The following is an 11,834-nucleotide window of genomic DNA, read 5'->3' as shown; positions in this document are numbered from 1 at the left end:
TTTCCTATTTTAAATCCTTTCTAATTTCTCTTATTACATGTGCTAATTCAGAACTAATCAATTTACTCATGGCCAATTTCACTGCACCGCTTGAACCTGGCATAGCAAAAATAGCTGTGTGTTTACTGACGCCTGCAATAGCACGACTTAGCATAGCTGCGGCTCCAATATCTTCTGTGTAGCTAAGCATTCTAAATAATTCTCCAAAACCAACAATCTCTTTATCGAGCAATTCTTTCACTGTTTCAATTGTAACGTCCCTGTCCGCTATTCCCGTTCCACCATTTAACAAGATTGCATGAATCTCAGGGGCTAGAATGCCCTTTTGAATCGCCTCACTAATTGCTTGTTTTTCATCTCTTACAATCTCATAATCTAGGATTACATGCCCCTGTTTTTCTAAAAATTCCCGAATTAACATGCCACTTTTATCCGTCTCTGCCGTACGAGTATCGCTTACGGTTATAATTTTACAATTGACTTGTTTCGGTGCTTCTTTTTTATGTTCCATTACACTCATTAATAGACTCTCCTTTTACTAGTAATCTTTATTTACATGATAAGTCTCTGTATCTTTCATGACCTTATCAAGAGCTTGCCAACACATCAAAGCGCAATTATGGCGTGCTCTTAGTTTGTGTACTCCCTGTAAGGATAAGGCATCTCCTAAATCAATAAGATCATTTGATTGCTCACCTTCTCTTATTAACTTTTCAAACTCACTTCTAATCGTTGCAACGGCAGCCAAATCCTTTTTCTTAATTAACTCTGTCATCATCGATGAGGAAGCCATACTAATACTACAGCCCTCTCCTTCAAAAGAAACATTTTCTATTAGATCTCCTTCGAGCTGTATATATAGAGTCATTACATCTCCACAGGTTGGGTTTTTATAATGAACTTTACGTATTTCATTTCCATCAAGTTGCCCGTAATTTTTTTTGTATTTAGCATGATCCATTACAACTTTTCGGTATAGGTCATCTAGCATTACATTATTTCCCTCCTTTCTATCTATCATTTATGATTACACAAATAAGAATCATTACGATTTATTTAATATTTTAAATGACCTAACCAAGATAATCAAATATAAAAACAAAAAAAGTGACTCTGATCAATCTGAGTCACCTTTCTGTTTCAACATTTGAACGTATCACTTCTCTATTTATCTAACATAAAACACCTTACTCAGAATCTAAGCAGAAGCGGCTTATGACTTTTTTCTTTGAGATCCGTACTCGGTTCGAACCAGTGACCTCTACCTGTCAAAATTAAAAGAACTATGTTTATTTAAATCAAGGTTTTTGGCAAATTCGTATTGAGTATATTATACGCCACTAGGACTAACACCACTATCCTAGCGCTAGTTACTTTTAAAATGTGTTTATGGATGATTGCTACAATTTGAATGAAATTGCAACATTTCACTATGTTTACCTGCTCAATAGTCAGCTTTTTACTTTTTCTTTAACCGATACGAGATACAACGGATTTTGAACTTTACCAAATTCAGATGCATGCGGACGATCGTCATCATCTTCATACCCATAATCAATCATACGGTTACGATTTAAACATAGCTTTGTATAAGCTGGTTTTAGTAAGTCAAACAGACGAAACCTATCCTCTAATTGTGGGAAACGTTTTTGATAATCGATAATCGTTTTTCTAAGCAAGAGCCAAAAACGTTCCTCTTCATAATGATAATATGTGTCTAGAATATCAGTTAAGTAACGGAAATGGCAGACAAATAGACCGGTGAAAATAAATTGACATAACCCTTCTGCTTCTTCACTACGAAGCACAGGCTTTAATTCCTCGGGTAAACTTAGTAGTTCAGGCAGCGGCTCTTCACTAACATTTACATCATCTACAAAATCTTTCATAGCTAGACGATGTGGGACATAATCCTTTAACACTACTACTGTGTTTTGCCCGTGCGGTGAAAAGACCGTTCCATATTTATAGAGATAATGTAATAGTGGTGGCATTGTCACGTTAAATAGCTTATCGATCCATTCATCAACCGTTAAACCAGATCGTTCAATTAATGAAGCTACAAAAGGTTTTCCAGCATTGTCTACATAAAGAAGGGAAGCCAACGTAATCGCATGCTCTTCTTCCTCTAAAAGTGAATAAATGCTTTCACGCCAAATGCTGCCTAACATTTCAAGATATTGATAAGGGGCACCATCTAGCTTTGAATAATAGGGGTGCTCATAATTCATACTCGCTATTTCTCCCGGTAAGATAATTCGACACTCATCTCGTAGGAAAGAATCCTGGTCACGGATGCTATGAATATATTCTGTAATAATCGGTGCAACAACGGTTCGTTCCCCAGGTAGTCCACGATATACTAACGTATTTAAAATACTCATTGGTAATTTCACGTGGTGTTTCTCTTTAGCACTTGTATTAACAAAGGTACGGATTGACTGCTGCGGAAGGTATTCATCCTCACCCGCTCCAAGAGGCACGATCCTTTTTTGAGCAATATCTCCAGGAAAATATTGAATAATCATGTTGTTCCATTGCCATTCATGTATCGGTAAAAAGAAATACGCTGATGCCTCTAGTCCTTCGCTCTTTAAATGCTCTACGAACAGCTCAAATTGTAGATTCCCTAACTCTGCTCGAAGCAACGTTTCATAATTTAAATCAGAAACAGCATGAAACGTTGCATAATCCTTATGAACAGCTACCCATAATAATTTCACTTGTTTTTTTTGTTCTGGTGAATAAGTGAGGTAATCTTGATAATCAAAGCCAATTCGTCCTTTATTATATGTAATCCACGGATGTCCTTCCATTTCTCCTTCTAGCTCTCCATAGTCCATATCGATTAACTCATCTACACGTTTCGTTTTCTTTTCCTGTAAAATATGGGCATCGGCTAGCAATGTGTTGTTGTATTCTTTGATGAGGTGCCCGGTTGTCAGAGGTTTCATTCCAACTGTTTGCTGAATATCGAGAATAAATTGAAGGGGATTGTTAGCTTTTTCCCACTTTCCATTTCTCCTGCAACGAATTGAATCGGGGTAAATTCGATAACTATCCATTAAACGTTTTTTTGCTTCAAATAGATAGCTAATTTCTTGTCCACTGTCTTCCTGAAGGAGAAGTTGATAGATGGTTAATCCACCTGCTTCTTCAATAACTTCTGGGTGTATGATCTCCTCATACATAAATTCTGAGATCATTTTTGTTAGTAAGTTCAAACCGACTTCATTCCAAATTTCAGCTGTCAATATTTCTTGTACATAGTTTCCATTTTCCATGATTCCACTCTCCTTATGTATTCATTTAACCGACTTCTTTTACATCTGTTTTCTGATCCTGTGGCTTTGTATCTTTAAAAAGAGTTAAACGTGCGACAATCAGGGTCAGTAAACAAATCGCTCCAGCAAAAATTAATGGTGCCGCTAAGTTATATGACATAACTGACATTGAAGCAAGCAACGGAGCGAAGAGTAACCCTGCATTTTGAAACGATGAGGCCATTGTATAAACCTGCATATGATTGCTACTTTTATTAAATAAGTAAAGTTCGAGTGCTGATTGGGAAATTGCAAGAAAGAAACCGTAAAAAACCCTTCCGATCGATAACACTATAAAGCTATTAGTAACTCCTTGTAAAATGAGACTAATAGATAAGACGCCTAGTGCTATCGCAAAAACAAATGGGACTTTTTCCTGTGAATAAACTTTCCGAATGACTGGATAAGCAATCATTGCCATCGCACTTGGAACCATAAATAAAATACTACTTTCAACGATAGAAAGCTGAAAATCATTAATTGTATACGTTGTAAAATACGGGCGAATCATATTATTCGCTGTATGAAAAGCAAAAATGATTAAACCAATCCAAAAAACAAAATAGACCTGCTTACTAGTCGAGTGAACTGACTCTCTATCTAACACGATTTTTTTCCTTGATGAAAGCTTTCGTAATGTGAGGAAGCAAATAAGCCATAGAATAACCTCCACTCCAGCCAGTCCGTAAAATAAGAGCAAAGGGTCATCAAGTCGGATGATCCATGCCCCAGATAACGTCCCTAGGATGATCGCTCCGTGAAAGATCATATGGTACGCTCCAACAACAGCAGAACGTTTCCCCTCCCCATTTAATTCAATCAGCAAAGGATAAACAAGAAAGAAGCTGCTCTTTCCGATTAATAGTAAAATCGTAAACAATAAAAATTGCTGTGTATCCTGCGATCCTGCCATTCCTACCAGCATCACAGCGGAAACCCATTGTCCAACATACAACAAGTGTTTCACTTCAAAGTATTTGGAAAGCAGCCCCCAAATTGGAACTGCTACGACAACCGTTAATCGTGCAATAAAAATATAAAAAGCTGTATATTCCAAATCTTCAATTCCAAACACCTTATTAAAAAACTGAGGATAAAAGGGAGACAGTGCAACATCCGCATACACGAAATAGAAAATCAAGAAAAATAACACTGTCTGAGTTGTCTTAAATGAAGACATTTAGTTAACCCCAAATTGCTGAAATGCATTTCGCTTGCGAACAGGATAGACTTCCCGATTAACAAGTTGATTGATGATCATTGCATTCCGGTAAGCTCCTAATCCTAAATCCGGAGCCCCCACTCCATGGGTATGCATCTCCCCATTTTGAACAAAGATCTTATTGGCTATATCGTCCGATAGCTTAAGCTGGTAGTTTTCCTCAACACAATACCTCCCTTTTTCATCCCACTCGATCAGCGATTTCAAATTCGAAATAAATTTTGGAATAGGATGCTGATAACCAGTTGCTGCTATGACAACCTCACTTTCATGGATAAAATCTTGCTCCTGTTCCCATTGTCTGCATCGTAATTGATGCTTTCTGTTTGCACCCGGTTCAATCTCCTTTACAGCTGCTACTTCGGTTTTAGCAAGCAAACGAGCAGGTGGCTCCTGCCCTCCGACTGAATACTCATAGAGAACATCGTAAATATCAGCTATCGTCTTCGCACTTATTCCCTTATATAACAAGTCCATTTTCGGAAGCTGCACGTCCTTTTTTTCCTGAGACAATCTGTAAAAGTAATTCGTATAGTCTGGTGAAAAATGCTCCAAGCCAAGCTTTGAGTACTCCATTGGGAAGAAGCCTTTTGATCGTGTAAACCAATCTAATTGATAGTTATACATAGGCTGTTCCTTCAATAGTTCTAAAAAGACCTCGGCCGCACTTTGTCCTGATCCTACAACAGTAATAGAATCGGCCTTACGTAATCGCTCTCGCTTTTGTAAAAATTGGGCAGAATGAAAAAGAGTATCTTTTGAATGACCTAACATACTATCTGGGATAAAAGGTGTACTCCCAATCCCAAGGACAAGATGCTTGGAATAATAGTAGGTTACATCCCCTGTTTCGATGTCCTCTGTTTCTATTTTGAAGTAACCATTTTGGCAGTTTAGCTCTCCTTCATACCAGCTCACTTCAGCAAAATCAGTCTCCCACTCAATTGTTGTCACTCTCTTACCAAAGCTGCAGTTTCTGACTTGTTCAGATACCCATTTGCAATAATGATTGTACTCTCTTCTTGGAATATGAAATCGTTCAAGAAAGTAAAATTTATACAACCGTTCATGTTCGTGCAAGTAATTGAGAAAACTAAACCGACTTTTCGGGTTAGCCATCGTAACAACGTCTGCTAAAAATGGGACTTGGAGTGTCGTTTCCTCGATCAGAAGCCCTCCGTGCCACTCAAAATGAGGCTTTTGCTCAAAAAATAGTGCCTTTACTTCCGTGCTCTCTTCCATTAAAGCTGCTAAACCTAAATTAAAAGGACCAATCCCGACACCAATGACATCAAACATTTTGTTGTTGTATGAAGTTGACATCCTTCCACCTCCTTAAAAAGGTTGTACGCTCACAAAACATGAGCAAGCCCCGTTTATCAGGAAGGTCTACTTCCTTTTGTGCTTCAAAGCCGCATTTCTCAAAAATATGAATCATTTTTTCATTACGAATATCGGGCTCAGCGACAATTTTACTAGTCTCCTCATGCCGAAATCCAAAGGCAGTCATTGCTCGAAGTAATGGTAAGGATAACCCTTTTCCTAAAAATTTCTCAGGGCCAAACAACAGGTGAATCCCTTGGTCTCCGTTGTCAGCCTCATAGTAATTTGCAATGATATCATCCTTAGCCCAATAGCATTCCCAGTAGCTCATCGGCTCACCATTAACATGACCTATGTATAAAGTCTGATGACGATCAGCTAATAGCTTTTGTAAATGCGCCTTATATACAGGCAGAGGAAAGTTTTGCTTCCAAAATGGAATGACATGGGCTTGATGATGCCAATGATGCAAACGCTCCAAATCCTCCTCTAATTGGACTTGGCGAAATGTAATTTCATAACCAGTCTGCTCATCAAAAAGTTTCACTCTTCACCAACTCCTTCTGGACCAATGGATTATCGATTTCAACATACACCGATTGCGTTTCAAGAGAGCCTGTCAACTCATCCATGTCATGAAAACGAGTGAGTAAGTTTGCTTTGCACGGAAGTTTCTCGTACGTTAGCAAGCTTTGAATAAATTGTGATGAGTTTTTCTTTGGGATCTCAATCCGAGCAAGGGCTTCCTTAATTTTCTGTAATAGTTTCCTTTCATCGATCAGCCCCCCGACTCCAAACGCATTCACTAGGCCGAGTAAATGATTGAAGTAAAAATAATAGCGTAAACGCTCATCCGCAATCACATCCGAACAAACAGTATTGCTTTTTTCGCTAATTCCTGGCAATAGCTGATTAAGTTGCTCATGATAAGACTCACAAAAATAGTAGCCTTGATTATCTCGGTAAAAGAAACGATCAGGATACCCATCTTTTAACTGAATGACACTATTTTGCTGATGTGCCTCAAGTGCAACTCCATAGGTTAAGAAAAGCCAGATAATCGGCTGGAGGGATCGATCAAGATAGCGCCCGAACCAATCCAAGCTCACCTCTTCAGTCGAGCGCCCTTCCTTCTTTGCTAATTGTTTAATCATTTCTGCTAGTCTCGATGTTTGTCCGTTAATTGAATCGTGACATAATGAAGCAATAGGAGTGGCATTATCAGCATCCTCTAAATAAAATGGATTCTCTCTTAAAATCACTTCAAAGCCAGATTCTTTTTCCCCATCAAGTGTAACCGTCATAAAGGCTGGATCACATATTACTTGAAAGTCCGGATGATTGTTTCGTAGATCGTCACCAATCTTTCCATCTAGTAGTTTCTTAACCTCTACTCCTCGTTCAAGCTCCATGTTTTTATTAGCACGGACCGAATTTGTGATTTTTACATTTAAAGAAAACTTAAACATATACCTTTCTTCTGGATGATACACGGTCCGCACGGAGGATGTTGGATAAAAAGACCGACCATGGTTTCCAACACTTTCAATTAATCCTTGCTTCATCAGTATTTGTATTTTCGGTTTCCGCGTTAAAAATTCAGCCTGCCACGGGTGTATCGGAAGTAGAGCATACTCGTCTGCTTGACAATACTTAGATTTAAAGTCACTTGTCACTTCAGGATCCTCTAGCAATTGTTTCTTTACAAGATTAACAGCTGTATCTTCAAGGGCTGAGCGATGATAAACAATCGATGTATGAACGCGGAAATAATGTAATTGAAAATGCCCCTTTAGCTCTGGTGAATAAAGAGGAACATCCCATTCAGCAATTCCCTGACGACTTTTTGGTGTTGGATGTAATAAATGCCCAAAAATCAATGCTTGCTCTGCTTCAATGAAACTCATATCAGGCTGATAGAGGCGATCGCTCTCTTTCATGCGTGCTTGAATAAATTGTTCGATGCTTTGGCAGCTTAAAATGACTCGCATCATCAGCTCGTCTTGATTGCCTGTTCCACTTGAAGCAAACCCTGCTTTCACATTTAGCTCTTTAATGATCAGACTTGTAAGCGTTATGTAATCAAGTTCAAGCAGGTCGTTATTCTCAGCTGAAAGAGAATAGAAGAGCGGATACGAAAAAATATGGCGTCCAGTTATCGACCAATACGAAAGTGGTATATATAAGTGAATGCCTTGATTTTTCAATTCACAATCAATGAGTTGCTTTACTTCTGGACGATCGGCTAGTCTATATGCCAAGTAATCAGCTGCCATGTTTTTTTCAATTAGCTTATATTCTTCCGTTTCTCTCAAATAACAATTTAAAAAACTTTGAATCGTTGCTTGCTCTGCAATGTCTTTCGAATTCATTTTATCGGTCCTCTCCTATTTACGTTCTTCTTTTTGGATCAATTCTTTCATTTGACTTACGATCACTTTAATATCCTCCACCGTTGTTCGCGGGTTTAGCAATGTCAATTTCAAGTAAACCAATTTGTTTACTCGGGTTCTTGCCAATACGGCGTGCCCTTGTTCCAATAGTTTGGTACGAATTAAACCATTCACTCTATTTAACCATTCTGAATCGTTTAAATTATCTTTTCTTTGAGGACAATACCGAAAGACAACCGCATTGATTTCAGGCTGATTCATTAGCTCAAAATCAGGATCTTCTCCGAGGATTGTTGCCGTTTCTTGAGCTAAATCGATCGTATAATCAATCATGTCAGCAAATGTTTTTCTACCAAGAGCATGGAAAGAAACAAAAAGTTTTAATGCATCGAACCGTCTAGTCGTTTGAATCGACTTTGTTACTAAGTTAGGAATGCCCGTCTCTTCATCGTCCTCAGGGTTTAAATAATCTGCATTTAGTTTAATAAAATCAAAGTTGGTTCGTTCCTTTACAAGAAAAGCTCCACAACTAATCGGCTGGTAAAATAACTTGTGAAAATCAACGGTGATTGAGTCCGCAAGATCCATTCCGTGTAACTTATGTTGGTGACGCTCACTTAGCATAAGTGCTCCCCCGTAAGCGGCATCAACGTGGAACCACATGTCAATCTGTTTGGCACGTGCTGCTAGCTCAACTAGTGGATCAATACTGCCAAAGTCTGTTGTTCCTGCTGTTGCTACTAAGGCAAATGGGAGTAACCCCTGTTCACTTACCTCCTTTAAGCAACGATCTAGGCTGTCCGTGCACATACCATGCTTACTATCTGTTTCGATCGGTATGACCGCCTGCTCTCCTAATCCAAGTAAAAATGCAGATTGACGAACGGTAAAATGCGCATCCTTGGAACATAAAATTCGTAGTTTACTAGCCTCTACTGGCAGCCCGTTTTTCTGAGCATCCCAATGAAGCTGTTTTTTAAAATAGCGATCTCGAGCCAGTAATAATCCCATGAAATTAGATTGTGTCCCACCACTTGTAAACACCCCGTCTGCTCGTTTCCTTCTGAAAAATAGATCGCTTAACCAACGGACCATTTTTTCTTCAAGGACAGTAGCAGAGGCACTTTGGTCCCATGAATCCATTGATTGATTCGTTCCACTTATCAACACTTCCGCTGCAAGAGCCGAACTTAAAGGCGGACAATGAAGATGGGCAAGGCATGTAGGGTTCGAGACAACAATTGAATGCTTTAAGATCGTTTCGCCAATATTTTGGAATAATGTTTTAATTGATGATCCATCCTCAGGTAGCGTTTCCTTAAACGTTTCATCAAGCAATTTCACGAATTCTTCATGCGGCAATCCGCTGTATGGCTTTTCATTCCTAGAATACTGATCAACGAAAGCCTCTTGTGCCCATTTCATTGCCTTATCATAGTAATCGATGCTTTCCGCTTCCCCATGTAAAAAGTATCGATCAAACCTATTTTTATGTTTAACTGGTTGCATCGCTTGTTCTAGAAGACCTACTTGACTCAATGTCATTCTTACACCTCCTGCTCTTGTATTAGATGCCCTTTAATCAATGCTTCAGCATGCTTAACCGCATCTAAAAAGATTGTACTAACGGTATCTATTTCCGCAGCTGTTATAATCAAAGGTGGTAAGAAACGAACGACGCTGCTGTGACGACCACCAAGCTCAAGGATCAATCCGCGTTTGAAGCACTCTTGCTGAATCTGGCTCGCTAATTCTGGATAAGCCGGCTGATTGCCAACTTTATTTGCTTGATATTCTTTATTAACAATTTCAACTCCGATCATCAAACCACGCCCTCTTACGTCACCAATGCAATTCGTTTGAGCTTGAATTTCTTGTAATTGTTTCATCAAACGAGAACCCACTTCTTCTGCATGTTCCGCCAACGCATTTTCTTTTACAAATTTAATTGTTGCTGTTCCAGCTGCAAAGGCTATTTGATTACCACGGAAAGTTCCTGCATGTGCTCCTGGATTCCATTTATCTAAATCTTCATGATAGACAACAACAGCTAAAGGAAGAGATCCTCCAATCGCTTTTGAGAGAACGACTACATCTGGTGTAATTCCTGCATGTTCGAATGCAAAAAGTTTTCCTGTACGACCTAAACCTGTCTGAATTTCATCAACGATCAGCGGGATCCCTTTTTCCTTTGTGATTCTCCTCATCTCCCGCACCCACCTATCTGGGGCCGGAATCGCTCCACCTTCTCCCTGAACAATTTCCATGATCATTCCTGCAGGAGGAACAATTCCACTTTCAGGATCACTTAAAAGCTGTTCAATATACGTCTGGCCGATTTCATATCCTTCATGATTACCAACCCCAAACGGGCAGCGATACTCATAGGGGAATGGAAGAAAATGAACATCAGGCATTAAGCCAGGTATTTGTTTCTTCGGCCCTAGATTGCCCATCAAACTAAGCGAACCATGGGTCATACCGTGATAACCACCGTGAAAAGATAACATGCTTCGGTTGCCCGTTGCCGTTTTTACTAGCTTCAAGGCAGCTTCTACAGCATCTGACCCAGACGGACCACAAAATTGAATACGAGCTTTTCTAGCAAACTCTTCTGGAAGACTATGAAACACTTCTTGAACGAACTCTTCTTTGACTGGTGTTGTTAAATCTAATGTATGTAATGGTAGGTTATCATCCAACACTTTTCTAATAGCTTCTGTTACTACCGGATGGTTATGTCCTAGCGCCAAAGTTCCAGCCCCAGCTAAGCAGTCGATAAACACGTTTCCTTCTACATCCTTCACATAAATTCCATTTGCTTCAGCAATCGCAATGGGAAGACGACGTGGATAAGAACGAGCATTGGATTCACGCTTGGCTTGAGTCTCAAGATATTCATCATTAGTTGAATAGAATTTCATAATATCCCCACTTTCTTCATTTATTTTTCTGAGTGCCCTGGGTTAAAACTTTTATAACCACTATCAATTACGAGGGAAATTTTTAAGACTTAAAATACAAAGTTGGTACTGTATCTAAACCTTTGTTATCCATACTTAACTTTAGTTAATATTCGAATTACTACAGATAATGAAAATCATTATCACTTAACCCTCTTGTGCATCTTATTAAAAATGATAATCATTGTCAATTAGATTTGAATAAAATAGTATAATTGTAATACTTTTACTAGGCTGCTTGTTCCACACTTTCCTTTATTTAAGAGTTTGGTTGCGGTACTAACAACACAGTATCCAAATAAATTTATTATAATAAGAAGTGTATTTAACCGTGTTATCAAGCCAAATAAGATACTTCTTTTCTTCATTAGTGCCTCTCCTTGATGGAAGTCACCACAACGTTATTTTTACTTTTAATACCTTTGATAAACGATTAAAAGAGCGTGTTTTGAAATTAGATTAATCAAAACACGCTCTCATTAGATTTTATTTAATTATCTTTTATCACTAGAGTTGCATTAATCTAATCCAACTCTTAAGAATACTCAAAATGTTCAATTATTTTATTTTTTGCATAAAAAAAGTCCTTTATAATGGATAAGTCAGGTGG

General features: G+C 38.6%; 9 protein-coding genes. All 9 read right to left on the bottom strand.

Translation table 11 applies throughout. From position 1 onward, the window contains the following. Window positions 1–4: 4 nt before the first annotated feature. The 9 genes from PQ474_RS00045 to PQ474_RS00005 all read right to left on the bottom strand — a co-directional run bounded on the left by PQ474_RS00045 (window position 5) and on the right by PQ474_RS00005 (window position 11,185). Window positions 5–520: a MogA/MoaB family molybdenum cofactor biosynthesis protein gene (locus PQ474_RS00045; protein WP_273839400.1), complete on the bottom strand. Its 516-nt coding sequence runs from the start codon at window positions 518–520 to the stop codon at window positions 5–7. 18 nt (window positions 521–538) lie between these two features. Continuing rightward, window positions 539–991 carry a Fe-S cluster assembly sulfur transfer protein SufU gene (sufU, locus tag PQ474_RS00040; protein ID WP_273839398.1) on the bottom strand — a complete coding sequence of 151 codons (453 nt, stop codon included), beginning with the start codon at window positions 989–991 and terminating at the stop codon, window positions 539–541. Window positions 992–1,451: 460 nt separating this feature from the next. Continuing rightward, the gene (locus PQ474_RS00035) at window positions 1,452–3,284 is read right to left on the bottom strand and encodes an IucA/IucC family protein (protein WP_273839396.1); all 1,833 of its coding nucleotides are present in this window, start codon (window positions 3,282–3,284) and stop codon (window positions 1,452–1,454) included. Window positions 3,285–3,309: 25 nt separating this feature from the next. Continuing rightward, entirely contained in the window at window positions 3,310–4,503 is a 1,194-nt protein-coding gene (locus tag PQ474_RS00030) for an MFS transporter (RefSeq protein WP_273839395.1), read from the bottom strand. Continuing rightward, on the bottom strand, window positions 4,504–5,868 hold the full coding sequence (locus PQ474_RS00025; protein ID WP_273839393.1) for a lysine N(6)-hydroxylase/L-ornithine N(5)-oxygenase family protein: 1,365 nt from the start codon (window positions 5,866–5,868) through the stop codon (window positions 4,504–4,506). Beyond that, window positions 5,837–6,415, bottom strand: coding sequence for a GNAT family N-acetyltransferase (locus PQ474_RS00020; RefSeq protein ID WP_273839391.1), 579 nt, complete (start codon window positions 6,413–6,415; stop codon window positions 5,837–5,839). The genes PQ474_RS00025 and PQ474_RS00020 overlap by 32 nt, the downstream gene beginning before the upstream one ends. Continuing rightward, window positions 6,402–8,240, bottom strand: a complete 1,839-nt coding sequence (locus PQ474_RS00015; RefSeq protein WP_273839390.1) for an IucA/IucC family protein — start codon at window positions 8,238–8,240, stop codon at window positions 6,402–6,404. The genes PQ474_RS00020 and PQ474_RS00015 overlap by 14 nt, the downstream gene beginning before the upstream one ends. A 15-nt stretch (window positions 8,241–8,255) precedes the next feature. Further along, window positions 8,256–9,806, bottom strand: coding sequence for a pyridoxal phosphate-dependent decarboxylase family protein (locus tag PQ474_RS00010; RefSeq protein ID WP_273839388.1), 1,551 nt, complete (start codon window positions 9,804–9,806; stop codon window positions 8,256–8,258). A gap of 2 nt (window positions 9,807–9,808) precedes the next feature. Continuing rightward, a complete protein-coding gene (locus PQ474_RS00005) occupies window positions 9,809–11,185 on the bottom strand; it encodes an aspartate aminotransferase family protein (RefSeq protein ID WP_273839386.1) in 1,377 nt (458 codons plus the stop codon). Window positions 11,186–11,834: the final 649 nt, after the last annotated feature.

This window comes from Halalkalibacter alkalisediminis (genome assembly GCF_028610705.1).
Classification (GTDB): domain Bacteria; phylum Bacillota; class Bacilli; order Bacillales; family Bacillaceae_D; genus Halalkalibacter; species Halalkalibacter alkalisediminis.
This window is presented reverse-complemented; position numbering and strand designations above follow the sequence as displayed.

Bases quoted from the DNA above. Each gene is read 5' to 3' on its own strand.
- PQ474_RS00045 (WP_273839400.1), bottom strand. From the start codon at position 520: ATGAGTGTAATGGAACATAAAAAAGAAGCACCGAAACAAGTCAATTGT.
- sufU (WP_273839398.1), bottom strand. From the start codon at position 991: ATGCTAGATGACCTATACCGAAAAGTTGTAATGGATCATGCTAAATAC.
- PQ474_RS00035 (WP_273839396.1), bottom strand. From the start codon at position 3,284: ATGGAAAATGGAAACTATGTACAAGAAATATTGACAGCTGAAATTTGG.
- PQ474_RS00030 (WP_273839395.1), bottom strand. From the start codon at position 4,503: ATGTCTTCATTTAAGACAACTCAGACAGTGTTATTTTTCTTGATTTTC.
- PQ474_RS00025 (WP_273839393.1), bottom strand. From the start codon at position 5,868: ATGTCAACTTCATACAACAACAAAATGTTTGATGTCATTGGTGTCGGG.
- PQ474_RS00015 (WP_273839390.1), bottom strand. From the start codon at position 8,240: ATGAATTCGAAAGACATTGCAGAGCAAGCAACGATTCAAAGTTTTTTA.
- PQ474_RS00010 (WP_273839388.1), bottom strand. From the start codon at position 9,806: ATGACATTGAGTCAAGTAGGTCTTCTAGAACAAGCGATGCAACCAGTT.
- PQ474_RS00005 (WP_273839386.1), bottom strand. From the start codon at position 11,185: ATGAAATTCTATTCAACTAATGATGAATATCTTGAGACTCAAGCCAAG.